Source organism: Methylorubrum populi (assembly GCA_036946625.1).
In the GTDB taxonomy this organism is placed as follows: Bacteria; Pseudomonadota; Alphaproteobacteria; order Rhizobiales; family Beijerinckiaceae; genus Methylobacterium; species Methylobacterium populi_C.
This window is the reverse complement of sequence record JAQIIU010000001.1, coordinates 257,518-282,237: the sequence shown is the minus strand read 5'-3', so window position 1 is coordinate 282,237 and position 24,720 is coordinate 257,518. Positions and strand designations below refer to the sequence as shown.

At 69.6% G+C, this 24,720-nt stretch carries 24 protein-coding genes, 1 tRNA gene and 1 pseudogene; 10 read left to right on the top strand and 16 right to left on the bottom strand.

Translation table 11 applies throughout. The features are described 5' to 3' along the window. Window positions 1-22 precede the first annotated feature (22 nt). Together PGN25_01390 and leuC are read right to left on the bottom strand one after the other, a co-directional pair. Window positions 23-107, bottom strand: a tRNA-Leu gene (locus PGN25_01390). 151 nt (window positions 108-258) lie between these two features. Further along, on the bottom strand, window positions 259-1,668 hold the full coding sequence (leuC, locus tag PGN25_01385) for a 3-isopropylmalate dehydratase large subunit (protein ID MEH3116301.1): 1,410 nt from the start codon (window positions 1,666-1,668) through the stop codon (window positions 259-261). A 424-nt stretch (window positions 1,669-2,092) separates the two neighbouring features. On the opposite strand from leuC, the gene PGN25_01380 reads away from it, so the two are divergent. Next, on the top strand, window positions 2,093-3,079 hold the full coding sequence (locus tag PGN25_01380) for a 2-hydroxyacid dehydrogenase (GenBank protein ID MEH3116300.1): 987 nt from the start codon (window positions 2,093-2,095) through the stop codon (window positions 3,077-3,079). A 14-nt stretch (window positions 3,080-3,093) separates the two neighbouring features. After that, entirely contained in the window at window positions 3,094-3,963 is an 870-nt protein-coding gene (locus tag PGN25_01375) for an AprI/Inh family metalloprotease inhibitor (protein MEH3116299.1), read from the top strand. A 19-nt stretch (window positions 3,964-3,982) separates the two neighbouring features. Here the strand turns inward: PGN25_01375 and PGN25_01370 are convergent. The 4 genes and pseudogenes from PGN25_01370 to PGN25_01355 all read right to left on the bottom strand — a co-directional run bounded on the left by PGN25_01370 (window position 3,983) and on the right by PGN25_01355 (window position 7,878). Next, a pseudogene (locus PGN25_01370) lies at window positions 3,983-4,420 on the bottom strand (TSUP family transporter). 495 nt (window positions 4,421-4,915) lie between these two features. Continuing rightward, on the bottom strand, window positions 4,916-6,007 hold the full coding sequence (locus tag PGN25_01365; GenBank protein ID MEH3116298.1) for an IS630 family transposase: 1,092 nt from the start codon (window positions 6,005-6,007) through the stop codon (window positions 4,916-4,918). A 298-nt stretch (window positions 6,008-6,305) separates the two neighbouring features. Beyond that, window positions 6,306-7,514 carry an IS701 family transposase gene (locus PGN25_01360; protein ID MEH3116297.1) on the bottom strand — a complete coding sequence of 403 codons (1,209 nt, stop codon included), beginning with the start codon at window positions 7,512-7,514 and terminating at the stop codon, window positions 6,306-6,308. Beyond that, the gene (locus PGN25_01355; GenBank protein ID MEH3116296.1) at window positions 7,477-7,878 is read right to left on the bottom strand and encodes a hypothetical protein; all 402 of its coding nucleotides are present in this window, start codon (window positions 7,876-7,878) and stop codon (window positions 7,477-7,479) included. The genes PGN25_01360 and PGN25_01355 overlap by 38 nt, the downstream gene beginning before the upstream one ends. 500 nt (window positions 7,879-8,378) lie before the next feature. Between PGN25_01355 and PGN25_01350 the strand changes: the two genes are divergently transcribed. From PGN25_01350 to PGN25_01335, 4 genes are all read left to right on the top strand, one after another. Further along, on the top strand, window positions 8,379-9,230 hold the full coding sequence (locus PGN25_01350) for a CoA transferase subunit A (GenBank protein MEH3116295.1): 852 nt from the start codon (window positions 8,379-8,381) through the stop codon (window positions 9,228-9,230). After that, window positions 9,223-9,954, top strand: a complete 732-nt coding sequence (locus tag PGN25_01345) for a glutaconate CoA-transferase (GenBank protein MEH3116294.1) — start codon at window positions 9,223-9,225, stop codon at window positions 9,952-9,954. The genes PGN25_01350 and PGN25_01345 overlap by 8 nt, the downstream gene beginning before the upstream one ends. A 33-nt stretch (window positions 9,955-9,987) precedes the next feature. Then, window positions 9,988-11,466 (top strand): class I adenylate-forming enzyme family protein, encoded by a 1,479-nt coding sequence (locus tag PGN25_01340; protein MEH3116293.1) that lies wholly within the window; start codon window positions 9,988-9,990, stop codon window positions 11,464-11,466. Window positions 11,467-11,601: 135 nt separating this feature from the next. Next, complete coding sequence (locus PGN25_01335) at window positions 11,602-12,408, top strand: IS5 family transposase (GenBank protein MEH3116292.1); 807 nt, start codon at window positions 11,602-11,604, stop codon at window positions 12,406-12,408. An 841-nt stretch (window positions 12,409-13,249) separates the two neighbouring features. Here the strand turns inward: PGN25_01335 and PGN25_01330 are convergent. From PGN25_01330 to PGN25_01300, 7 genes are read right to left on the bottom strand one after another with little or no spacing between them, the layout of a single operon-like run. Then, on the bottom strand, window positions 13,250-13,369 hold the full coding sequence (locus PGN25_01330; GenBank protein ID MEH3116291.1) for a DUF2474 domain-containing protein: 120 nt from the start codon (window positions 13,367-13,369) through the stop codon (window positions 13,250-13,252). After that, entirely contained in the window at window positions 13,366-14,373 is a 1,008-nt protein-coding gene (cydB, locus tag PGN25_01325) for a cytochrome d ubiquinol oxidase subunit II (protein ID MEH3116290.1), read from the bottom strand. Before cydB ends, PGN25_01330 begins: the two co-directional genes overlap by 4 nt. A 16-nt stretch (window positions 14,374-14,389) precedes the next feature. After that, window positions 14,390-15,811 carry a cytochrome ubiquinol oxidase subunit I gene (locus PGN25_01320; GenBank protein ID MEH3116289.1) on the bottom strand — a complete coding sequence of 474 codons (1,422 nt, stop codon included), beginning with the start codon at window positions 15,809-15,811 and terminating at the stop codon, window positions 14,390-14,392. A gap of 25 nt (window positions 15,812-15,836) precedes the next feature. Next, window positions 15,837-16,619, bottom strand: a complete 783-nt coding sequence (locus PGN25_01315; protein MEH3116288.1) for a sulfite exporter TauE/SafE family protein — start codon at window positions 16,617-16,619, stop codon at window positions 15,837-15,839. Then, entirely contained in the window at window positions 16,616-17,047 is a 432-nt protein-coding gene (locus PGN25_01310; GenBank protein MEH3116287.1) for a metalloregulator ArsR/SmtB family transcription factor, read from the bottom strand. Before PGN25_01310 ends, PGN25_01315 begins: the two co-directional genes overlap by 4 nt. After that, window positions 17,044-17,937, bottom strand: coding sequence for an MBL fold metallo-hydrolase (locus tag PGN25_01305; GenBank protein ID MEH3116286.1), 894 nt, complete (start codon window positions 17,935-17,937; stop codon window positions 17,044-17,046). The genes PGN25_01310 and PGN25_01305 overlap by 4 nt, the downstream gene beginning before the upstream one ends. A gap of 2 nt (window positions 17,938-17,939) precedes the next feature. Continuing rightward, window positions 17,940-18,605: a peroxiredoxin gene (locus tag PGN25_01300; GenBank protein MEH3116285.1), complete on the bottom strand. Its 666-nt coding sequence runs from the start codon at window positions 18,603-18,605 to the stop codon at window positions 17,940-17,942. 128 nt (window positions 18,606-18,733) lie between these two features. Here PGN25_01300 and PGN25_01295 point away from each other — a divergent pair, with 128 nt between their 5' ends. Next, window positions 18,734-20,407 carry a TIGR01244 family sulfur transferase gene (locus PGN25_01295; protein ID MEH3116284.1) on the top strand — a complete coding sequence of 558 codons (1,674 nt, stop codon included), beginning with the start codon at window positions 18,734-18,736 and terminating at the stop codon, window positions 20,405-20,407. Window positions 20,408-20,667: 260 nt separating this feature from the next. Further along, entirely contained in the window at window positions 20,668-21,720 is a 1,053-nt protein-coding gene (locus tag PGN25_01290; protein ID MEH3116283.1) for a YeeE/YedE family protein, read from the top strand. 226 nt (window positions 21,721-21,946) lie between these two features. On the opposite strand, the gene PGN25_01285 is transcribed toward PGN25_01290, so the two are convergent. Beyond that, window positions 21,947-22,303, bottom strand: coding sequence for a metalloregulator ArsR/SmtB family transcription factor (locus PGN25_01285; protein ID MEH3116282.1), 357 nt, complete (start codon window positions 22,301-22,303; stop codon window positions 21,947-21,949). A 55-nt stretch (window positions 22,304-22,358) separates the two neighbouring features. Beyond that, complete coding sequence (locus PGN25_01280) at window positions 22,359-22,700, bottom strand: thioredoxin family protein (GenBank protein ID MEH3116281.1); 342 nt, start codon at window positions 22,698-22,700, stop codon at window positions 22,359-22,361. A 95-nt stretch (window positions 22,701-22,795) separates the two neighbouring features. Here PGN25_01280 and PGN25_01275 point away from each other — a divergent pair, with 95 nt between their 5' ends. Beyond that, window positions 22,796-23,530, top strand: coding sequence for a cytochrome c biogenesis protein CcdA (locus tag PGN25_01275; GenBank protein ID MEH3116280.1), 735 nt, complete (start codon window positions 22,796-22,798; stop codon window positions 23,528-23,530). A gap of 50 nt (window positions 23,531-23,580) precedes the next feature. Here the strand turns inward: PGN25_01275 and PGN25_01270 are convergent, their stop codons facing one another. Next, window positions 23,581-23,862 carry a hypothetical protein gene (locus tag PGN25_01270; protein MEH3116279.1) on the bottom strand — a complete coding sequence of 94 codons (282 nt, stop codon included), beginning with the start codon at window positions 23,860-23,862 and terminating at the stop codon, window positions 23,581-23,583. A gap of 138 nt (window positions 23,863-24,000) precedes the next feature. On the opposite strand from PGN25_01270, the gene PGN25_01265 reads away from it, so the two are divergent. Next, complete coding sequence (locus PGN25_01265) at window positions 24,001-24,576, top strand: thioredoxin family protein (protein MEH3116278.1); 576 nt, start codon at window positions 24,001-24,003, stop codon at window positions 24,574-24,576. Window positions 24,577-24,720: the final 144 nt, after the last annotated feature.

The following is a 24,720-nucleotide window of genomic DNA, read 5'->3' as shown; positions in this document are numbered from 1 at the left end:
GATCAGCGGCTTAGCCGGCTGATGGTGCCCAGGAAAGGACTCGAACCTTCACCTCTTGCGAGACTGGTACCTGAAACCAGCGCGTCTACCAATTCCGCCACCTGGGCGCCGGGCCGTGTCCGGTCGGCGATGGGGTCCGTTTAGGGGGCGGCGGCGAAGGCGTCAATCGCTGTTTCGATCGCCGGCCAGCAAAAAATCACGGGGCTGCCCGGCCCGCGCTGCGCGGGCAACACCCGCGCACCGGGAAGAGGGTCTCGCTCAGTTGCGCCACTCGCGGATATCGACGAAGCGGCCGGCCACCGCCGCCGCCGCCGCCATCGCCGGGGAGACGAGGTGGGTGCGCCCGCGCGGACCCTGGCGGCCCTCGAAGTTGCGGTTCGAGGTCGAGGCGCAGCGCTCGCCCGGGCGCAGCTTGTCCGGGTTCATGCCGAGGCACATCGAGCAGCCGGGCTCGCGCCAGTCGAAGCCGGCCGCCTTCAGGATGCGGTCGATGCCCTCGGCCTCGGCCTGCGCCTTCACCAGGCCCGAGCCCGGCACCACCATCGCCGAGACGCCGTCATGGACCTTGCGGCCCTCGACCATCCTGGCGACGATCCGCAGATCCTCGATGCGGCCGTTGGTGCAGGAGCCGATGAACACCCGGTCGAGGGTGATGTCGGTCATCCGCGTGCCCGGCGTCAGGCCCATATAGGCCAGGGCCTTCTCCTTCGACTGGCGCTTGTTCTCGTCGGCGATCTGCGCCGGATCGGGCACGGTGCCGAGGATCGAGACGATGTCCTCCGGCGAGGTGCCCCAGGAGACGAGAGGCGGGAGATGGGCAGCGTCGAGACGGATCTCGCGGTCGAAATGCGCGCCCTCGTCGGTGGCCAGACTCTCCCAGTAGCGCCGGGCGGCGTCGAAGGCCGCACCCTTCGGCGCCTTCGGCCGATCCGCGACGTAGGCGTAGGTCGTCGCGTCGGGGGCGACCATGCCGGCGCGCGCGCCGCCCTCGATCGACATGTTGCAGACCGTCATCCGCCCCTCCATCGAGAGGGCGCGGATCGCCTCTCCGGCATATTCGATGACGTGGCCGGTGCCGCCGGCGGTGCCGATCTCGCCGATGATCGCCAGGACGATGTCCTTGGCGCTGACCCCCGGCGGCAGGGTGCCGTCGACGGTCACCCGCATGTTCCGCGCTTTCCGCTGGATCAGCGTCTGCGTGGCGAGCACGTGCTCGACCTCCGAGGTGCCGATGCCTTGGGCGAGCGCGCCGAAGGCGCCGTGGGTCGAGGTGTGGCTGTCGCCGCACACGATCGTCTGGCCCGGCAGGGTGAAGCCCTGCTCCGGCCCGATGATGTGGACGATGCCCTGGCGCCGGTCGAGGGCGTCGTAGAACTCGATGCCGAAGTCGCGCACGTTCTCGGCCAGCGCTTCGAGCTGCGTGCGGCTCTCGGGATCCTCGATGCCCTTGGAGCGGTCCGAGGTCTGGACGTTGTGGTCGACCACCGCCAGCGTCTTGTTCGGCGCGCGCACCGTGCGGCCGGCGACCCGAAGCCCCTCGAAGGCCTGGGGGCTCGTCACCTCGTGCACGAGGTGGCGGTCGATGTAGAGGAGGGCGGAGCCGTCCGGCTGAACATCGACGACGTGGTCGTCCCAGATCTTGTCGTAGAGGGTGCGCGGCGCGGGCATGGTGCGGCTGTCTTGAGGGATTCGAGGGCTCCGTCACGGAAACGGCCCCGCCGGACCGCGAAAGCCTGCGGCCGGATCGCGGGGATGATCCGGAAGAGGCCCTTGTGTAATGCGCCTCCGGCGATTTCGGAAGGGCGGCAGCGCAGATGACCAGGGCGATCGCCTGAAACGTTCGCCCTGATTTCTTCGCAGGCCTCGGTCGCCGGCGCCCGCCTCCGCGGGCTCAGGCTCTCGCTCCGCGCGGCGCTCCTCGCGCCGCGAAGCCACGGACGCGGCTTCGAGCGATCGCCCTGCGCACATGACACTTTGGCCGCACGCTCGCTCCGGCCGCGACCGCCGGCTGGACCGGGGCGCGGCGCGGCATTACTCCGGCCTCCATCCACTGTTCGTCGCCCATTGTTCGTCACCCGGAGGCCGTGAACCGGTGCCGCCAGCCGAGACGCCCGAGATCGAGACGCCCGAGATCCTGCTGATCCGTCAGACCCGCCCCGACGTGACCGGACGGCTCGCCGAGCGCTTCCGCCTGCACCGGCTCGAGGAGGCGCCCGACCGGGAGGCGTTCCTCGACGGCGTGGGCCCGCGCGTCCGGGCGCTCGCGGTCGGGGCGATGTCGCCGATCGATGCACGCCTGTTCGACCGGCTGCCGCGGCTCGAACTCGTGGCGAGCTTCGGCGTCGGCTACGACACCATCGACGCGGCGGAGGCCGCTCGCCGCGGCATCGTCGTCACCAACACGCCGGACGTGCTCTCCGACGAGGTCGCCGACCTCGCGCTCGGCCTGCTGCTCGCCACCCTGCGCCGCATTCCGCAGGCCGATCGCTACCTGCGGGCGGGGCACTGGCCGAAGGGCAGCTTCCCGCTCACCACGAGCCTGCGGGAACGCCGGGTCGGCCTCCTCGGGCTCGGACGGATCGGGCGGGCGATCGCCCGGCGGCTCGAAGGCTTCGGCGTGAGAATCGCCTATCACGGCCGCACGCCGCAGGGCGACGTGCCTTACGCCTACCACGACAGCCCGCGCGGGCTCGCCGCGGCGGTCGACGTGCTGATCGTGGCGGCGCCCGGCGGGCCGGGCACGCGCGGGCTCGTCGATGCGGCGGTGCTGGCGGCGCTCGGGCCCGAGGGCATCGTCGTCAACATCGCCCGCGGCAGCGTGATCGACGAGGCGGCGCTGATCGCCGCCCTGAAGGCGGGAACGATCCACGGCGCCGGGCTCGACGTGTTCGCGAACGAGCCGCACGTGCCGCAGGAGCTCATCGCCCTCGATCAGACCGTGCTGCTGCCGCATGTCGGCTCGGGCTCGCACCACACCCGCGACGCGATGGGGCGGCTGATGACCGACAATGTGTTGTCCTGGTTCGACGGCAAGGGACCGGTGACCCCGGTGCCGGAGACGCCCTGGAACGGCCGATGAGAAAGGGGCGAGCGATGAGGCGCATGGCGGTTGCGGGCGCGCTGGCCGTCCTCGCGCTGGCGGCGGGCACCGCCCGCGCGCAGGAGACCCCGTCCGTGCCGGGCCCGGACGTACCGGCCGACGCACCCGCTCCGGCCGAGACCGCGCCCGCGCCGGGCGGCCTCGCGGCGCTGCCCGAAACCCTGGCGGGCGCGGCGGGCACCTGGGACCTCGCCCGGGAGGGCGGGATGCGGCGCTGCGTGCTGACCCTGTCGATGGATGCCAGCCCGAGCGGGCGTGCGGCGCGCTTTCCCGCCGGCTGCCGCCGGGCCCTGCCGCTCATGGCCGGCATCACCGGCTGGCTGTTCACCAGCGAGGGCCTCCGCCTCGTCGATCGCGACGCGCGGCCGCTGCTCGCCTTCACGAAGAACGCGGACGGGATGAGCCTCGGCGCCACGGCTGAGAACGGCGAGCGCTACAATCTCGTGCCCCTGCGGATCGCGGCGATGCAGCCGCCCCCGGCATCCCCGGCCGCCGGGGCGGGCCGGCCGACCCCGGTCGCGGCCGAGGCCGGTGCGGCGGTCCCGGCGACGCCCCCGGTGCCGGACGGGCCGGCGCCCGGCCTCTACGCCCTCGACCGGGCCGCGCGGAAGGATGTCTGCCGCCTCGAACTCGCGGCACCCACCGAGACCGAGCGGGACAAGGCCGCCGTGCGGATGCTGCCGGATTGCCGCGACAGCGGGATCACGGTGTTCGATCCCGTGAGCTGGCGCTTCGCCAACGGCCACCTGACCCTCAAGGCCCGGCGCGGCCACGCGGTGAACCTCGTGGCGGTCGGGGAGGGGCGCTGGCGGCGCGATCCCGATATCGGCGTCAGCTTGGAACTGCGGAAGGTCGAGCCGTAAACGGCCGCGCCCCGGCCCTTCAGAACAGTGGCCGCAGGGCGAGATGCAGCCCGAGGCCCATCAGGCCGAGGAAGAAGCAGCGGCGGAACACCGCCTTGCTGACCCGGCCCCGCACCCAGGCGCCGAGCACCATGCCGAGCCCCGCCGGGACGAGGGCGAGGAGGGAGACGCCCGCCATGGTCAGCGAGAGGGCACCCCCGCCCGCCAGGGCGACGGCGAGCGCCACGGTGGAGACGGTGAAGGACAGGCCGAGCGCCTGGATCAGGTCGTCCTTGGTCAGGCCCAGCGCCCCGAGATAGGGCGCGGACGGGAAGGAGGAGACGGCGGTGGCGGCCGTCACCAGCCCGGTCACGGCGCCGACGAGCGGCCCGAGCCAGCGCTCCGCGGCGGGCGGCACGTGCAGGCGCAGGGCCGCGAGGCCGACGGCGGCGTAGGCGATCAGGGCGAGCCCGAGGAAGACGGTGTAGGCAAGCCCCCCCGGCCGCGTCGGTGTGGCCGGCGATGAGGAAGCGGTGGCCGGCGAGTTCCGGCGCCCGCAGGGCCTGCCCCAGCGGTTCGAGCTGGATGCGCGCCTCCGGCGTCAGGCGGGCGCTGTCGTAGGCGAGGATGATGCCGCCAGCCACCGTCGCCAGGAGCCAGGAGCCACGCGTCGGAGTTGCGCACCACGAAGGGGCGCACCAGCAGGCGCTCGACGGTGAGCCCGAGCAGCGCGCAGCCGGCCAGAGCCGGCACTGCGGACGCCGAGTCGCGCAGTACGTCCCCGGGCCGGCGGCGCTACCGCCTGCAGCAGGTCCTGCTTCGTCGGCAGCAAGCTTGGGCACGCGGTGCCCGTGCCTGCGATCTCACTCGCGCGCAAGAACAGGAAGCTGCTCTCGACGCCGCCGTTCGCGCAGCTGCCGCGATACTCATCGCGGCCCCGGCCCGATCCGTCGGCGGCATCCGCACGAAGCTCCTAGTGGTCTGAGTTGGAAGTTCGTTGGCAGAAGCGTTTGACGTTGGCGAGGATGTCATCGGCGGACTTCGTCCAGGCGAACGGCTTCGGCTCGGCGTTGGTGTGATCGATGTAGGCGTGGATCGCCGCCTTGAGGGCGTCGGTGCTGGCGAAGGCGCCCCGCTGCAGGCAGCGCCGCGTCAGCAGAGCGAACCAGCCTTCGACCATGTTGAGCCAGGATGCCGAGGTCGGAGTGAAGTGCAGGTGCCAGCGTGGACGCTTGACGAGCCAGTCGTGCACGAGGCGCGTCTTGTGGGTGGCGGCATTGTCGAGCACCACGTGGACGTCGAGATCGACGGGCACCGCGGCCTCGACCTGATCGAGGAAGGAGCGGAACTCGCTCGCGCGGTGGCGGCCCTTGCAGGCGCCGATGATCGTGCCCGCCTTCACGTCGAGGGCGGCAAACAGATCCGTGGTGCCGTGGCGCTTGTAGTCGTGGCTGCGGCGCTCGACTTGGCCGGGGCGCATGGGCAGCACCGGCGCGGTGCCCTCGACAGCCTGGATCTGCGGCTTCTCGTCGACGCACAGCACGAGCGCCCGATCCGGTGGGTTGAGGTAGAGGCCAACCACGTCGCGCACCTTGTCGAAGGCGGGATCGCGCGACAGCTTGAAGGTCTCGGCGCGGTGGGGTTGGAGCCCGAAGGCACGCCAGATGCGCGAGACCATGGTCTGGCTCATGCCGACCTGCCGGGCCATGGCGCGCGTCGACCAATGCGTCGCCCCCACGGGCTGCGTCTCCAGCGTGCGTACGATCAGCGCCTCGACGACCTCGTCGCCGACCTGCCGCGGCGCCCCACTGCGAGGCGCGTCCACCAACCCTTCCAGGCGATGCGCCAGGAAGCGCTGCCGCCACGTAATCACGCTCTGCCGGCTGATCCCGAGTCGTACGGCGATTGCCCGGTTCGTCGCCTGAGGTTCAGCATCTGCCGTCAGCACGATGCGCGCCCGCATCACGGCGGCCTGACCCGCGCCGCGCCGCCGGACCAAGCGCTGCAACTCTGAACGCTCTTCATCCGTCAGCACGACGGCGGCCGTCTTCGGTCCGCGGGACATCGGCGCCTCCCCTCAGACACGACGAAGCCTACACCCCGATCAAAAAGTCGGGAAACTTCCAACTCAGACCACTAGCATTACAGTTGCGTTTTAAAGCATTTTTGCTTGCTGTTCATTGTGCTGGGCTTACGCCGTTGACGTCCCCTGTCGGCTGACGCACGGCGTTTGAGATGGGCGTTTCGGGCGGTCGCCTGATGCGCCCGTCGCCAGAGCGACCATGCGATGACGTGAGCGGGCTGGATGCGCCGCTGTGCCAGCCGCACCGCGATGCGGCGGATCTCCTGGACCGACCAGCGGATCAGCGCGCGGGCGGTCTCGGCCGCGCCCGTCTTTTTGGGGGCGGCGCGTTGGCGTGATGGCGGATTACGGCCAGCAGGGCGAAGGCCATCATCACCAAGCTGACGTGCCGGTGCCAGCCGTGCCAGGAACGGGTCTCATTATGAGCGAGCCCAAGTTCGGTCTTGGCCGTCTCGAACGCGTCCTCGATCGTCCAACGCTGGCCCTCGACCGTCGCCAGGGTCGCGACCGACGTGCCGGCCGGGCACCACGTCGTGAAGTACGCCCGCTCGCCGTCAGTCAGGCTACGGCGGATCAGCAGGCCGCGCGTCCACAGGCCGGCCTGATCGTAGTCGGCACCGTCGAGGTCGGCCAACTCGCAGTAAGCCCAGTCGTACAGCCGCGCGCCCTTCGTGCCCTCGCCCGCCGACAGGCGCGTCCAGGCCGTCGGAGCGAGGCCGTTCGCGATCGCCTCGGCGGTGCCGGCCACCAGCGGCTTGCCGACCCAGGAATTGAACAGGTGATCGGTCTTGACCCCGAGCACGTAGCCCTTGCCCGCGCGCCGTAGAGCCATCTCGATGTCGCCGACCCCATAGACGGTGTCGGCCGCAACCCAGGAGAACGGCACGTCGGCGGTCATCGCCCGCTCGATCATCGTTAGAGCCAATCCCGGCTTGGTCGAAAAGCTCGTCCCCTCCGGCACGTGGGCGGCGGCCAGCCGGGCCGGATCCGAGGTCCAGGTCTTGGGCAGGTACAAGGCCCGATCGATGAACGCGTGACCGTGGTGCGAGGCGTAAGCCGCGAACACGCCGATCTGACAGTTCGTGATCTTTCCGGCCGAGCCGGTGTACTGGCGATGCACACCGCACGAGGCTTTGCCCTGCTTGAGAAAGCCAGTCTCGTCGAGAACCAGAACCGCGTCCGGGTCGGCCAGGGTTTCCAGGGCATAGTCCCGCACGACGTCGCGCAGGGCGTCGGCATCCCAGCGTCCGCGACCGAGCACGGCCTGCTGACGCCAGGGCCCGGGATCGCCCGCAGCTTCCGCCCGCATCCAACTGGTCTTGCGCCGCTCCGCGCCGAGCAGTCCGTCCAGGAATGCTCCCGCCGAGGCCGCCACCCGCTCCTGAGAAAACAGCGGGCGCATGCGTCCCTTCACCTCCCGCAGCGAAGAGGCCCAGAGCTCCAGCGTCGCCTCAATCGAGGCCCCCGGCGTCCATGATGCACGAATCATGGTGCCGCATGGAGTCAGAACCTCGCCAAAAACGCAACTGTAATGTTAGCACCGTGTCGAGCGGCTCGTAGGCGCCGAAATAGAACCGCATCATCGGGACCCTTCGCAGGTCCGGCTCGTCGCGGTCGAAGATCCGACGTGCTTCGTCGAGGTGGGATGGATCGCCGGTCGCCTCAAACAGGGTCAGCAACTCATCGGCAAGGTAGTCGGGGTAGCGCATCCAGAAATCGAGGGCGTGGACACGGCTCTCGCCGGTGAAAACGCGGTCGAACCCCTCGACCCCTGCCTCAGGTGCTGGACGGCTTCCCCGTGTCAGGATGAACAGGATGCGGAGCGCGTTCCGGTGGTGATCAGCCTTCGCCATTGATCTACTTGCGCATCCGCCTCCCCGTTTCGCTCAAGCTTAGATTGGGAGCCCGCGGTCCGCCACCCGGACGCTCGCGCCCTGGCGAGATGTCGATGCGAGGTTGGCCGGCCGCCCTGGCTCCAGCATGGCGGCCGGGTCAATGGAACGGTCCTTGAATGGCCAAGCCCGAGAATGCCGACATCTCTACGGGTCCATGTCATGGCTTCGCGCCGATGCGGTCCGGCGTCGCGGAACGGATTGCCCAGGACCTGACGAGTCCCGAGGCCCGGGCTTCGCGGTCACGCTCGCGGCGGTGGCCCGGGGACCGGCCGAAGACATTCCACGGATACGCGGGTGCTCCTCGTTGCCTGGTACCCCTGGACGGAAGGCGTCCCGGAACCGTCGGGAAACCGGCGGGATGTCCCGCTTCCCAGCCCTGCGCGTTGTTTACGGCTAGGGCTGAAGGAGCGCATCCGCGCCTACCGCGCCTGACACCCATTCGCTCGGGAGACCGTCCGTTGAGTATCGGAACCTCGAAGATCGTCCCGCTGGCGGATCTCGCCGCGCGCGTGTCCGACGGCAGCTCCCTCGCGCTCGGGGGCAGCTTCCTGCACCGCGGGCCCTTCGCCCTGGTGCGCGAACTGATCCGTCAGGGTCGCAAGGACCTGGAGGTGATCAAGCAGTCGCCGGGCTACGACATCGACATCCTGTGCCGGGCCGGCGCCCTCGGCCGGGCCCGCGCCGGCATCGTCGCGATGGAGGGCAATTTCGGCCTCGCCCCCTGGTACCGGAAGGCGGTCGAGACCGGCGCGATCCGGCTCGAAGAGCATGCCTGCGCGAGCCTGACCGCGGGCCTGCGCGCGGCCGCCTTCGGCGTGCCGTTCATGCCCTGCGGCGGCATCCACGGCTCGGACCTGCCCGCACTCAACGGCTGGACAATGCTCGAAGACCCCTACGGACAAGGCGAGCCCGTCTACGTCATCCCGAAGATCGAGCCGGACTTCGCGGTGATCCACGCCAACGAGGTCAGCGAGGCCGGGGACGTGCGCGTCTACGGCACCTCGCACTGGGACCGGATCATGAGCCGCTCGGCCAAGCGGGTCCTCGTCGTGGCCGAGGCGATCGCCCCGCGCGCCTCGTTCAGCGGTCAGCCGGAACTGACGCTCGTCCCCCACTTCCTCGTCGAGGCCGTCAGCATCGTCCCCAACGGGGCGTGGCCGGGCTCGTGCTGGCCGCACTACGCCGTCGATTACCCGGCGGTCGAGGCCTACATGGAGGCGGCCCCCGGCGTGCTCGAAGCCCATCTCGCCATGGCGCCCGAAACGGCCCCCACGACGGCTCCTGCGACGCGGGAGGCGGCTCATGTCTGAGTGGTCCGGCTTCTCCTACATCGTCACGAACCTCGCCCGCTTCGTGCGGCCCAACGAGATCACCTTCAGCGGCGTCAACTCGGCGCTGCCCATGCTGGCCTGCCTGCTCGCCAAGCGGGCCTACCCCTTCGCCTTCACCTACATCAACGTCGCCGGCGGCGTGGATCCGACCCCGTCGACGGTGCCGATCTCCTCCTCCGATCCGGTCCTGGCCGAGGGCTCGCGCGCGATCTTCGCCAACGAGGATTTCTACGACCTCTGCACCCGGGGGAAGATGGACCTCTGCTTTCTCGGCGCGGCGCAGGTCGACGGCGCGGGCCGCACCAACGTCTCCTGCATCGGCGACTGGCACGCGCCGAAGGTGCGGCTGCCCGGCGGCGGCGGCGGCGCGGTGATGCTGCCGACCGCCCGGCGGGCGGTGACGTGGCGGACCGAGCATTCACGCCGCACCCTCGTCGAGACCCTCGATTTCGTCACCGCCTCCGGCGGCATGCACGGGGTGGTGACGCCGATCGCCGTGTTCACGAAGCGCGACGGCCGGCTCGTCCTGTCCTCCTGGCATCCCGAGGCGAGTCTCGACGAGGTGCGTGCGCGGACGGGCTTCGCCTTCGACAGCGACGGCGCGGAGCCGACCGCCCGGCCGACGCAAGCCGAGACCGAGGCGCTGACCGCGCTCGATCCGGAAGGGCGGTTCGAGCGCGACGGCGCGATCCGACTGCGCTGACATCAGAAAAATCTTGTTGGGAGGAGCCGGGCGATGACGGATTCGATCAGCGGGCGCCTGCGCGCAGCGATCGCGGGGCATGCGCGGGCCGGACGTCTGGCGATCGACGGCCCGGAGCCCGTGACTTACGCCGAACTCGGTCGGCGCATCGATCGCTCCGCCGCGGGCGTGCACGCCTGGGGCGTGACGCGCGGCGACAAGGTCGGCCTCGTCGCGGGGAAGTCGGCGGTGGCGATCGCCGCCTATTTCGGCGCGATGCAGGCGGGAGCTTGTGTCTGCTTCGTCGATCCGGGTCTCGCACCGGCGGCTTTCGCCGAGCAGGCGCAGACGGTCGGGATGCGCCATCTTCTCGTCGATGCGAACCATGCCGAGCGCTTCGCGCAGGCGGCATCGCCGGATCTTTCACTGCGCCCGCTCGAGGATCTGGCGATCGAAGGGGCCTACGGCGACGATCGCCTCGGCCGCGAAGACGATGCGATGCTGCTGTTCACCTCGGGCAGCACCGGCCGGCCGAAGGGCGTGCTCCTGCGCCACGGTGCCCTGATCTGCAATGCCGAAGGTGTCCTGCACCACACCGGAACCGGGCCGGAGGATCGGCTCCTGCACGTCATGCCGCTCTACCACACCAACGGCGTGAACAATCAGCTCATCGCGCCATTCCTCGCGGGCGCGAGCGTGATCCTGCTGGACCGCTTCAAACCCGAGACGGCGATCGAGGCTCTGCGCCGCGATCGGCCGACCTACATGACCGGCGTGCCGACGATCTTCGCCCGGATGCTGCCGCATCTGACGGAGAGTGAGCGCTTCCCGGCCCTGCGCTTCCTGCGTTGCGGTTCCGCGCCGATCACGCCGACGCTGCATCGCCAGATCGAGGACGCCTTCGGTGTCCCGCTCGTCGTCTCCTACGGCCTCTCGGAGGCGACTTGCACCTCGACCATGAATCCACCCGGCAACCGCAGGATCGGCACGATCGGAACCGTGCTCGCCGGACAGACGGTACGCCTGTTCGATCCCGTCACGAACGCGGAAGCCGCCGAAGGCAGCGAGGGCGAGATCCGCATCTCCGGCCCGGTTCTGATGGCGGGTTACATCGGAAGCAGCGAGCAGCCGATCATCGACGGCTGGCTGCGAACGGGTGATCTCGGGCGCTTCGATGCGGACGGCTTTCTCGCGATCACCGGCCGGATCAAGGACGTCATCATCCGCGGCGGCGAAAATATCTCACCGGCCTTGATCGAACGACACCTCGTCACTCACCCGGCGGTCCACGACTGCTGCGTCGTCGGCGCCCCGCACGCCGATCTCGGAGAGATTCCGGTCGCTTTCGTGGTTTTGAAATCTGACGTCGAGGTCGATGCGGCGGACTTGAAAACCTTCGTCGGCCAGAAACTTGCGCGCATCTACATCCCTTCTGAGATATTTATCCTGCCGACACTCCCAACCAACAGTTTTGGTAAAACAGATCGAAAGACATTGAGAGAAATATTGAGAGAAAATAATGTGCCTTTGTGATTTTATCCTAATATGTTCGATATTTCCACTCGGGCGCAGCTCTTGCAGCATGCCGTTTCATCACGTGGGGCGGGTGCGGTAAGCAAGCTAGAGGCTGTTATGGACCTATCTGGCAGATGGCTCAGATGATCGGGCATGAGCCTGATCCGAAAAGCCTATCCGTCCGATGTATCCGATGGTGAGTGGGCGCTGGTCGCGCCGTACCTGACGCTGGTGCGCGAGGACGCGGGCCAGCGCGCGCACCCGTTGCGGGAGGTGTTCAACGGGCTGCGCTACGTGGTGAAGACGGGCGCGCCCTGGCGCTGGATGCCCCACGACCTGCCGCCCTGGGCGGCGGTCTACCAGCAGGCGCAACGCTGGCTGTCGGCGGGCTGCTTCGAGCAACTGGCCGAGGACCTTCGAACCGTGCTGCGCCTGGCAGCCGGACGCAAGGCCGAGCCGTCGGCGGCCATCCTCGACAGCCGGACGCTGCGGGCGACACCCGAGAGCGGCGATCGGGCCGGCTACGACGGAGCCAAGCGCAAGCAGGGCTCGAAGCTGCACATGGCGGTGGACACGCTCGGCCATCTCCTGGCCCTGCACGTCACGCCGGCCAACGCCGACGACCGTGCCCAGGTCGAGCGTCTGGCCAAGGCCGTGCAGGCGGCCACCGACGATCACGTCGAGATCGCCTTCGATCAGGGCTACACCGGCGAGAAGCCGGCTGCGGCCGCGCGCAAGCACGGCATCGAACTGGAGGTCGTGAAACTGCCCGAGGCCAAGCGCGGCTTCGTGCTGCTGCCCAGGCGCTGGGTCGTGGAGCGCTCCTTTGCCTGGGCCACACGCTTCCGCCGCCTCGTCAAAGACTACGAGCGCTACGCCAGTACGCTGGCCGACCTCCACATCGTCGCCTTCGTCTGCTTGATGCTCAAAAAGGCCGCTCAACTCGCAGCCGGTTCATAACAGCCTCTAGAGCCGCTTTCCCACTCCATCCGGACCTTCGCCAGCGGTGGCCCCAGGGTCCGCTCGGGGTCAGGAGTTTGCACCTGCACTGCCCACTGATGGCGATAAGCTGATGGAGAAGACGCTCGGCGACAGGTTGGGGCGAGGCCGGGTTCTTCCCAGGAAGCAACAGGTTGCTTGCGGCCACTTAGGATGCCCGACCATTGAGCTTGGAGAAATTGCCCCAGCTCCGCTCAAGCTCGCTCCCGACGAGGAAGGTCACCATCTGCCTTCCTCGCACGGCGGCTTAGGCCGACGAGGGAGCCTTCCCTCGCCGGCGTCCCGGAAGGCGGGATCGGCATCCGGGTGTCCGGGGAGGGGAGGCAGGCCGCTTCGATGGGTCGGCCTGCGCCCTACTGTAAAGCTCGGACGCGGACCTGCCGGACGCCCCAACCGATAGAGCCTCGAACAGGTTCTGGCCCAGGTACGGCGGTCGAAGACGTAGACCTCCGAGGTGCGAACCCGGACGGACGGCTGGGAAATCCGGATGGTGCGTGACACGATCGACGAGCGCCGCCACCGGCCGCACCCCGAACTCCCAGTCCTCCAGCACAGGGGCGGCGGCGAGTTCCTCGGCGGACGGGTATGCATCCTCGACCCGAGAGGCTGGAAGCTGCTGAGCTTGGCCGGTTCATCGGCGTCCGCAACCCCGGCGACCGGCAGGCTGAGGGCCAGTCCCAGAACACACCGACTGAGGGGATTGGCCGCGCGTCGAGCAGGCATAGGACAGCTCGGTCCGCGCCTCTCTCACGATGTCTTGTCGGCCTCAGGCTTCGGGTCGCCGGAAGCCGCTGCGGACGAGTCATCCCTTGAGCCAGAAACGCAGCCCGTAGGCGACGAGGCCTACCGTCACGACGCCGCCGAGCCAGAGGGCCGCGAACCAGCCGAGGCGCGAGGCCCAGGACGGGGGCGGCGTGCTCAATGGTAACCCTCCTGGCCGACCTTCCCGCGGAACACCCAGTACGCATAGGCCGTGTAGGCGAGGATGACCGGGATCAACACGCTCGCGCCCACCAGCATGAAGATCTGCGAGGAGCGCGGTGAGGCCGCCTCCCAGATCGTGACCCGGCCGGGCACGATGTCGGGGAAGATGCTGATGCCAAGCCCGGCGTAGGACAGGGCGAACAGGCCGAGCGCCAGCAGGAAGGGCGCCCGCTCGGCGTCCCGCGCGAGCGCGCGGAAGAACAGGGCGGTGCCGACCACCACGAAGAGCGGCACCTGCGCGGTGAGCAGCACGCTCGGCCACGTGAACCAGCGCCCGGCATAGGCCGCGTTAAGGAAGGGCGTCGCCGCGCTGACGAGGCCGATGCAGGCGATCGTCGCGACCCCGAAGCGGAAGGCCATGCGCCGGGCGTGGATGCGGGTGGTGCCCTCGGTGCGCATCACCAGCCAAGTGGCGCCGAGCAGGGCGTAGCCGAGGACGAGGCTCATCCCCGTGAGCAGGCTGAACGGGGTCAGCCAGTCCCACCAGCCGCCGCCGTAGCCGCGGCCGGCCACGGAGATGCCCTGCAGCAGCGCGCCGAGCGTGATGCCCTGGCCGAGCGCGGCCACCAGCGAGCCCCCGGTGAAGGCGACGTCCCAGGCGGCGCGGTGCCCTGGGTCGCGCCAGCGGAACTCGAAGGCGACGCCGCGGAAGATCAGCCCGAGCAGCATCGCGATGATCGGCGCGTAGAGCGCGGGCAGGATGATCGCGTAGGCGAGCGGGAAGGCGGCGAACAGGCTGCCGCCGCCGAGGATCAGCCAGGTCTCGTTGCCGTCCCAGACGGGCGCGATCGAGTTCATGGCGGTATCGCGCTCCTCCCCCGGTCGGAGGCCGCGGAAGAGCAGGCCGACGCCAAGGTCGAAGCCGTCCATCACCACGTAGGCGAAAACCGCGAAGGCGATGACGAAGGCCCAGACCACCGAGAGATCGAGGGAGAGGTGCAGGGAGTCAAGCATCGTCTCACTCCGCGGGCTGGAGGCGGCGGTCGGGATCGACCGCGGGTGCCGGGGTGACGCCGGCGGTGCGGATCGGCAGGCCGGGCTGCAGGCCCGGCTCGCCGGCATGGGGCGCCTGCGCCATCAGCCGCAGGATGTAGAGCACGCCCATGCCGAACACCGCGAAATAGACCAGCACGAAAGCGACGAGCGAGGCCGCCACGGCCGGCGCTTGGAGCGGCGACACGGAATCGGCGGTGCGCAGGAGGCCGTAGACCGTGTAGGGCTGGCGCCCGACCTCCGTGGTGATCCAGCCGGCGAGCACGGCCACGAAACCCGCCGGACCCATCGCGATCGCCGCGCGGTGCAGCCAGGCCATCGCGTAGAGCCGGCCCTTCACGCGCGCCCACAGGCTCCACAGGCCGAGCCCCAGCATCGCGAAGCCGATGGCGACCATCACGCGGAACGACCAGAACACGATCGGCACCGGCGGCCACTCCGCCCGCGGCACGCTGTCGAGGCCCTTCAGGGGCGCGTCGAGGCCGTGCTTCAGGATGAGCGAGGAGAGCTTCGGGATCTCCAGGGCGTAGCGCACGGTGCCGGCCTGCTCGTCGGGCAGGCCGAACAGGACCAGCGGCGCCCCGTCCGGATGGCTCCGGAAATGGCCCTCCATCGCCATGACCTTGGTGGGCTGGTGCTCCAGCGTGTTGAGACCGTGCGCGTCGCCCGCCAGGATCTGGAGCGGCGCGACGCAAGCCAGCATCCACATCGCCATCGAGAACATGGTGCGCGCGCCCGCATTCGCCCGGTCGCGCAGGAGGTGCCGGGCGCCGACCGCCCCGACCACCAGCGCGGTGGTGAGGTAGGCGGCCAGCACCATGTGCACGAGGCGGTAGGGGAAGGACGGGTTGAACACGATCGCCCACCAGTCGGCGGGTACGAACTGCCCCTGCGCGCTGATGGCGTAGCCTTGGGGCGTCTGCATCCACGAGTTCACGGACAGGATCCAGAAGGCCGAGAAGCAGGTGCCGACCGCCACCATCAGGGTCGCGACGAAGTGCAGGCCGCGTCCGACCTTGTTCATGCCGAACAGCATCACCCCGAGGAAGCCCGCCTCCAGGAAGAAGGCGGAGAGCACCTCGTAGGCCATCATCGGCCCGAGCACCGGCCCGGTCTTGTCGGAATAGACCGACCAGTTGGTGCCGAACTGGTAGGACATCACGATGCCGGAGACGACGCCCATGGCGAAGGCCACGGCGAAGATCTTCAGCCAATACTTGAAGAGGTTGATGTAAACCTCGCGCTTCGTGGCGAGCCACAGCCCTTCGAGCACGGCGAGGTAACTCGCCAGCCCGATGGAGAAAGCCGGGAACACGATGTGGAAGGCCACCGTGAAGCCGAACTGCGCGCGGGCGAGCACGAGGGCGTCGAGACTTGTGAGGGCCATGGCAGGATCCGAGGCTTCCGCTCGATCAGGTCCAGGCGCCGCCTGTCCGATAGAGCATGTAGGCGGCGACCGCGAAGATGAGGGAGGCGAAGATCCGGTCGAGCGCGCCCTTCCGTCCGGCGAGACGGCAGGCCAGGCGCATCCCGACCCAGCCGCCGACGAGGCCACCGGCGATGTACTGGGCCGCGACGGGCCAATCGATCAAGCCCGAGAGGGCATAGTTGGCCGCTGTCGCGACGCCGAACGCGCCGACCGCGAAGAGTGAGGTGCCGATGGCGTTGATCATCGGCATTCCGGTCGCGAACACGAGACCCGGCACGATCAGGAAGCCGCCGCCGATGCCGAAGAACCCGGACATGACGCCGACGGCCAGCGCCACCACGGCCAACCTCGGCGTGAAGGCCGGCGCGACGGGCTCGCCGGCCGCGGCAGGCGCCGAGCGGCGGCGCGTGCCGGACCGCAGCATCAGCAACCCGACGGCGATCATGACCAGGGCGAACAGGAAGAGCAGGCGCTCGCCATCGAAGGCCTTGCCCAGCGTCGAGCCGCCGAGCGCGCCGATCACGCCGAAGGCGGCGAACACGAGCGCGTTGCCCCAGCGCACGTTACCGGCCCGCCAATGGCCGGCGAAGTTCGCGAAGGCGCTGACCGCCACCGCGAGCGCCCCCGTCCCGATGGCGACGTGCGGCTGTCCCACGCCCACCACGTAGAGGAGGAGGGGGGTGGCCAGGATCGAGCCGCCGCCGCCGATGAGGCCGAGGCTGAACCCGACGAAGCCGCCGGACAGGAAGGCGAGCACGGCGCTCACCGCGTGGACCGCTCCGAACGGTCCGGGCCCGGGCCGGCCATCGTGCCGCCCGTCCAGGCGAACATGGCCGCCCCGCCGTTCCGGTCACGTCCGCTCGCCTTCCCGCGCCGAGCACGCCGCCGCGGCTCGCCCGAGCAGAACATCTCGTGCAGGATCTCGACGAACTCGCGCGCACGCGGCTCCGTCAGCGTGTAGAAGACGGTCTTGTGCTCGCGGCGGGTCGAGACCAACCCGGCCTCGCGCAACTCGCTCAGATGCTGGGACAAGCTCGGCTGCCGGATGCCGAGCTCGCGCTCCATTTCGGCGACGGCGCACTCGCCCTCGAACAGACGGCAGAGGAGGCGCAGGCGGCCCGGGTGCGCGAACACCCTCAGGAGGTCGGCCACCTCCCGCGCCTTGCCCTCGGGAAGCGATGCCGCCGGGCTCATTCCCAGGCCGCCCCATCCAGGGCGTTCAACGGAAACTTGAGATAGCGCCTGCCGTTCGCCTCGGGGTCGGGCAGCCGGCCGCCACGGATGTTGACCTGCAGGGCGTGCAGGATGAGCCTGGGCATCGGCAGGGTCGCGTCGCGCGCCTCGCGGATGCGCACGAAGTCGGCCTCGGTGCGCGCCTCGACCATGTGGGTGTTGCGTGCCTTCTGCTCGGCGACAGTGCTTTCCCAGCGCGCTTCGCGACCGTTCGGCTGATAGTCGTGACCGGTGAAGACGCGCGTCTCGTCGGGCAGCGCGAGAATGGCCTGGATCGAGCGCCAGAGCGCGGCGGCGCTGCCGCCGGGGAAGTCGGCGCGCGCGGTGCCCGAATCCGGCATGAACAGGGTATCGTGCACGAAGGCGGCGTCGCCGACCACGCAGGTGACGGAGGCCAACGTGTGTCCCGGCGAGAACAGGACCCGGGCCGGCACCTCGCCCACCGAGAAGGTGTCGCCCTCCGCGAAGGTGCGGTCCCATTGCGAGCCGTCCGTCGGCAGGTCCGCAAGGCCGTAGATGGCCTTCCAGAGCTTCTGGACCTCGACGATCCGCTCGCCGATGGCGGTCGGGGCCCCGGTCCGCTCCTTGAGGTACTGAGCGGCCGAGAAATGGTCGGCGTGGGGATGCGTATCCAGGATCCATTCGACCGTGAGCCCCTCTGCCCGCACGTAGTCCAGGATCTCGTCGGCGCATCGGGTCGCGGTCGCGCCCGACTTCTCGTCGAAGTCGAGCACGGGATCGATGATGGCGCAGCGCTTCGTCCGCGGGCACGAGGCCACGTACTGGATGCTGCCGGTTCGCCGCTCGTAGAACCCCCGGACGATAGGGCGCGGGCCGTTCGTCTCCGCCATGGTCACAAGGTCCCCGTTCGAAAGTACCAGTCGCCGGCCTCGCCGTCCGGGCGGCCGGCGGCTCCGTGGAACGTCAGCGGCGGCGCGGCGATGATCGGGTCGCCCGGCCGCCAGGCCTCCGGCGTGACGACGTCCGCCTCGTCGGTGACCTGAAGCGCGGCGACGAGGCGCAGGATCTCCTCGACGTTGCGCCCGACCGTCATCGGGTAGGTGGAGGAGGCCCGGATGATCCCGTCCGGATCGATGACGAAGGTGGTCCTCACGGTCGCGCTCGATACGGCGCCCGGAGGCAGCATGCCGTAGGCGCGCGCGATGGCCATGGAGGGATCCTCCAGCATCGGGAACGGTACGCGAACGCCGAAGCGGTCCTCGATGTTGTGCGCCCAGGCGAGGTGCGACGACAGGCTGTCGACGGAGAGGCCGAGCAGGTCGCAGTCCAGCGCCTGGAAGCGGGGATAGGCGCGCGAGAAGGCGAGGAACTCGCTCGTGCAGACCGGCGTGAAGTCCGCCGGGTGGGAGAACAAAACCAGCCAGCGCCCGCGGTAATCCTCAAGCATCCGCTCTCCCATCGTCGTGCGTGCCCGGAAGCCGGGAGCGGGATCGCCCATGACCGGCGGACAGGCCGGTCTGCCGGTCGCATCGTCCAGCGTTTCAATATGTGAAATCATATATTGTTCGTCCCGGCATCTCGACGGCGCACTGCCAGCTATTATGGGGATTGCACCCTTGTCAATATCTCCTATGATCGGGTCAATCAAGTTCATTATGTAATTTTAAATATTGAAAGGAACACTCCATGGACGCCAAGCACATCACGGACGACTTGGCCGTCGCCCCGCAGATCGGGCCTGACGACATCCCGGCGGCTGCGTCTGCCGGGTTCCGGTCGATCGTCTGCAATCGCCCCGATGCCGAGGGTCCCGACCAACCGAACTTCGGCGAGATCGAGCGGCTGGCCGGGCAGGCGGGCATCGCCGCGCGCTACCTGCCCGTCACGTCGGGCGGGATCACCGACGAAGACGTCGCGGCCTTCAAGGCTGCGGCGGACGCCCTGCCGAAGCCGACCCTCGCCTACTGCCGCACCGGCTCGCGCTCGGCGACGCTCTGGTCGCTGGCCGAGGCACGGCGCGGCCGCGCCGTGCCGGAGATCCTGGCGGCCACGAAGGCCGCGGGCTACGACATGAACGGCGCGGCCCGGCGGATCGCGGCGCGCGGCGGCGCACCGACAGAGGGAACCGAGAGACGCTTCGCCGTCGTCATCGTCGGCGGCGGCGCGGCCGGCATCGCGGCCGCCTCGAGCCTGAAGGCGCGCAAGCCCGACCTGGAGGTCGCCCTGATCGACCCGGCCGACGTGCATTGCTATCAGCCCGGCTGGACGATGGTCGGCGCCGGCGTGTTCGAGCAGAGCACGACCGCCAGAACCATGGTGTCGCTGATCCCGGACGGCGTGACCTGGATCAAGGCCGGGGTGGTCGCCTTCGAGCCCGAGAAGAAGGCCGTGGTGCTGGAGGGCTGCCGGACCGTCGGCTACGACCGCCTCGTCGTCGCCCCCGGGCTCGTGCTCAACTGGGCGGGCATCGAGGGTCTGGACGAGACGCTCGGCCGAAACGGGGTCACCTCGAACTACCGCTTCGACCTCGCACCCTACACCTGGGAACTGGTCCAGGGCCTCGGCGGAGGCCGGGCCGTGTTCACCCAGCCGCCCATGCCGATCAAGTGCGCGGGCGCGCCGCAGAAGGCGATGTACCTCTCCGCGGACCATTGGCGGCGCGCGGGCCGCCTGGCGGACATCGGGATCGACTTCTTTACGGCAACGCCAAGCCTGTTCGGCGTGAAGGAATACGTGCCGCCGCTGATGGAATACGTCCGGCGCTACGGTGCGAAGCTCCACTTCAACCACGACCTCACGCGCGTCGACGGCCCGGCCAAGCGTGCCTGGTTCACGTGCACGGCCGAGGACGGGACCAAGTCGACGGTCGAGACCGCGTTCGACATGATCCACGTCGTTCCGCCCCAGCAGGCCCCCGATTTCGTCAGGGCCTCCCCCCTGGCGGATTCGGGCGGCTGGGTCGAGGTGGACCAGGCGAGCCTGCGCCACAAGCGCTTCGCCGAGGTCTACGCGCTGGGCGACGCCTGCAGCGCGCCGAACGCCAAGACCGCCGCCGCGGCGCGCAAGCAGGCGCCGGTGGTGGCGCACAACCTGCTGCGCGACATGGGCTTCATCAAGGAGCCGGATGCCGTCTACGATGGCTACGGCTCGTGCCCGCTCACGGTCGAGCGCGGCAAGATCCTGCTCGCCGAGTTCGGCTACGGCGGCAAGCTCCTCCCCAGCTTCCCATCCTGGTTCATCGACGGCACGAAGCCGAGCCGAGCCGCGTGGCTGCTCAAGGAGCGCATGCTCCCGCCGATCTACTGGCAAGGCATGCTCAAGGGGCGCGAGTGGATGGCGAAGCCCAAGCTGGCGGTTTGAAGGCCGCGCCGGGTGCCCGTCGTGGCGTTCGAAATCCCGTGCGCGCGCCGGATGGCGCCTCCGGCCGACGCAGCGATGCAAGGCTATGGCGCGCCGGGAACGGAGGGATGCCGAGGCGGTCCTTCGCGGCATGGGCGCCAACGTGCCTGCGGCCGCGCGCGTCCTCGGCATCGAGACCCGAACGTTGCGGCGATCGCTCGCGCATCGGTTGTCGCGGCCTCGACGCAGGCCGTCGCAACTTCGGCCGCGAGGCTCGGCTGATGCTGGACATCTTGCCCGTGCATCTCCTTCGAGCGGCACTCGGCTTCGTTCTGGGAGCGCTGCTGGGTTCGGTCGCCCGCCGCGGGCGGTTCTGCACGCTGGGCGCCGTCGAGGACGCCGTCTACGCGCGGGACACGCGACGGGCCCGTGCCTGGATGCTCGCCGCCGGGATCGCGATCCTGGGCACCCACCTGCTGGAAACGTATGCCGGCCTCGACCTCGCGCGGTCCATCTACCTGAGTCCGCGCCTGGAATGGGGAGCGCTGGTCGGCGGCGGCGTGATGTTCGGGTTCGGGATGGCACTCGTGGGGACCTGCGGCTTCGGGGCCCTGCTGCGCCTCGGCGGCGGCGACCTGAGGGCACTTCCCGTCCTGCTGGTGCTGGGCCTCTCCGCATACATGGCCATCGGCGGCTTGACCGGGTTCGGGCGGGCGGCGCTGGCCGAAGCACTGAGCGTCGATCTCGGGGCAGCCGGCGCGCAACGGCTGGGGACCTTGCTCGGCCTCGACCGAAACGGCGTCGACACCTTGGGCTTCACGGTCGCGGCCGGCCTCGGCTTCGCCGCCCTCGCCGAGCCCGGCTTCCGGAAGACCCGACGGCTCCCCTACGGCGCCGTTGCCATAGGGTGCCTCATCGTCGCCGGCTGGTGGACGAACGGGGTCGCAGGCCACGACGACTTCGAGACGCGCGCGGTCGGCTCCTTCAGCTTCGCCCGTCCCGTCGGCGACACGCTGGTGTACGCGATGCTCGCCAGCGGAATGAAGGTCGACTTCGGTGTAGGCTCCGTCGTCGGGGTCCTCCTCGGCGCCTTCGTCGCCGCGCGCAGCGCCGGTGAATTCCACTGGGAGGCCCCCGACGACGCGCGCGAGGTCAAGCGCCATCTCCTCGGGGCGTTCCTGATGGGCACCGGGGGCGTGACCGCCCTGGGATGCACCATCGGCCAAGGGCTGAGTGGGCTCTCGACGCTATCGGTCGGCTCGATGCTCGCTCTGACATCAATTCTCATCGGCGCGCGGGCCGGTCTGTACTACCTCGTGGACCGTCACGCCTGAGCGCCTCAGCGTCGAGCCCGCCGCAACGTGTTATGCCTTTGTCGTATTCGGGCAGTGGCAGGGACCGTTACGGGCGTTCGTCGCCGTCTGCTCGACGCAACGCGCGGTGCAGGATGCTCACGGCGCCCGCTCGGGAGGGCGCAAACGATGAGAATGGCATTTCGGACCCGGTTCCCGAGGATGCCACGGGAAACGAAGGCGCCCACTTCACGGACCGGGACGACCGTCAGCCCGTCCCCCTTTCGCAGAAGGCGCGATGCAAGGCCGCGATGATCTCGCGGACCTCGGGGCGGGCCAGGGCATAGTAGATGTTCTTGCCGTCCCGGCGGGCCTCCACGAGGTCGTCGGCGCGCAGTCGTGCGAGCTGCTGCGAGACGGCGGGCTGGCGCAGGTTCAGCAACTGCTCGAGTTCCGAGACGGATCGCTCGCCCTCGACGAGGAGACAGAGGATGACGAGCCGCGCCTCGTGGGCGAGGGCCTTCAGGAGTTCGCTCGCGTCCCGGGCGTTGGCAAGCAGCAGATCCAGGTCGATGGATCCGGGAGCCGTCCCGTTCGTCGCCGTCTCCGCCTGCTGCAGCGGCATCGTTCAGTCCTCTTCCTGGCCGTTCGCTTGCAGGTGGCGTGCCGTCCGCGCCGCTTCAGGGCGAGGCGGGCAGCCGACCGAGAAGCCGCTCGGCCCGCCCCCAGAAGAAGTCCTCGCCCGGATAACCCTCGATCCGGCCCAGCTCGCGCCCGCCCTCGACGAGGACGAACGTGGGTGTGTAGCGGATCGGGCGCTTGAGCGTGAGTCCCGGCGGCATGCCCGCGTCGAGGTCGACACGACGCAGCGGCGCCCGCCGGCCGACGTCCGATTTCGGGTAGACCGGGCCGATCACTTGGTTCCACTCCCTGCACCAGGGACAACCGCGCCGCTCGAACATGAGCAGTTCGGCGGCCTCGGCCGTCGCGGGCAGCAGGAAAAGCCCCCATGCCGCCGCCATCATGGACCGCCTCGTTCCGTGCATCAGCCTTCCCAAGCGCGGCATCCCGGCGCATAATATAGGGAAAGTCGAATATGTTCGAGGGGGGTAGCGCCGTGACCGCCGACGTCGGGATCCTGACCGCCTTCGGCGCCGGGCTGCTCTCCTTCCTCTCGCCCTGCATCCTGCCGCTGGTGCCACCCTATCTCTGCTTCCTGGCCGGCGCCTCGTTGCAGGAACTCGCCGAGCGCCCGGACCGCACGCTCGCGCGCCGCGCCGTCCTGCGTGCCCTGGCTTTCGTGCTCGGCTTCGCGGCGGTCTTCGTGGCGCTCGGCGCGAGCGCGTCCGCCATCGGCCAGCTCCTGACGGACCACGTCGGCGTGCTGTCGCGCGTCGCCGGCGTCGTGATCGTCGTGCTCGGCCTCCACATGATCGGAATCTTCCGCTGGATGCCGCTCCTGCGCGACGTGCGATTCCAGGTCGAGGCCCGCCCGGAGGGCATCGTCGGGGCCTTCCTCGTGGGGCTCGCCTTCGCGTTCGGCTGGACGCCCTGCGTCGGCCCCGTCCTGGCCTCCATCCTGCTGCTTGCCGGCGGGGAGGACGAGGTCGCGCGCGGCGCGTGGCTGCTGGCCGCCTACGCCGCGGGGATCGGCCTGCCCTTCGTCGCCGCCGCCTTCTTCACCGGCCCCTTCCTGAGGGTGGCCGGCCGGTTCCGGCGCCACGTACGCACCATCGAGGCGACGACGGGCATCGCCCTCGTCGCGACCGGGGTCGTCATCTTCGGCGGGTGGATGCCCCTCGTGGGATCATGGCTGACGGACGCCGTTCCGGTCCTCGGGCGGATCGGGTGAGCCATTACCGCCGGGCGGAGGCGCGCCCCGCGGCTTGGCCGCCTTGAGCCTCATCCGTACCGGAACGCGAGGAGCCGCTCGAAGGCACGCAACTCGATCAGGAGCCGGTGAAGCAGCGCCGGGTCGCGGGCGGCGACGGCGGACGCCACCTTGGCGAGGCTGGCCGCCATCCCGTCCGCGAGGCGCCGGAACTCCGGATCCGACCGAACGGCCTCGCCGGCTTCCGCGTCGCAGCGGTTCACGGCCGCGGCGACGCGGCTCGCCGCGCTTTCGATCTCCGCGCGCTCGGCTGCGTCGTCGAGACCCGGGCTGCCCGGACAGTACCGGTCCAACGCGACGTAACGGCCGGACAGTTCCGCGATACAGTCGGAGAAGAGGCGCAGGCCGCCCGAACGTCGCCATCCCCGGATTGCCAGGCACCGACGAAGCACCCTACACATGCATGAAGGAGAATATTTGGAGGAAACGCCATGTCGACCCGGCGCCGGTTCCTCGCGGGCGTTCTGGCGCTCGGCTTGCCGCGACGTGCCGCGGCCGAGCCGATCCAGGGCGATGACGGCCTCTATCGACAGTCCTGGTTCCTCGAAAGCTTCCTCGACCTGCCCGACGACCTGAAGGCGGCGCACGAGCGCGGCAAGCGCCTCGCCGTGCTCTGGGAGCTGAAGGGATGTCCCTATTGCAAGGAGATGCACCTCGTGAATTTCGCGGATCCGGGTACGAGCGGCTTCGTCCGCGACCGGTTCGAGATCCTGCAGCTCAACATCATCGGCGCGCGGGAGGTGACGGACTTCGACGGGGAACGCCTGTCCGAGAAGCGCTTCGCGGAGAAGTACGGGGTCCGCTTCACGCCGACCCTCCAGTTCTTCCCTGACGACGGGGCGACGCTCGCGGGCAAGCGTCCCCGGGAGCGGGAGGTCCTGCGCATGCAAGGCTATGTCGCGCCGGAGGACTTCCGTCGCACCTTCGCCTTCGTGGCCGAGCGCGGCTACGAACGGACGAGCCTGCGCGAATACCTGCGCTCCCCCGGCCCCGGACAGAAGGGCTAGAGAGCCGGCCGCCGTCCCTGCCTCAAGGAATATTTCGACTTGACTCGAACGCGATCTAGGACAAACTTGCAATAATTCGCATATGTCGATGGGTGGAGGCCCGGCGGCGATGCGAGCGGCCACGAACGGTCGCGGAAGCCGCAG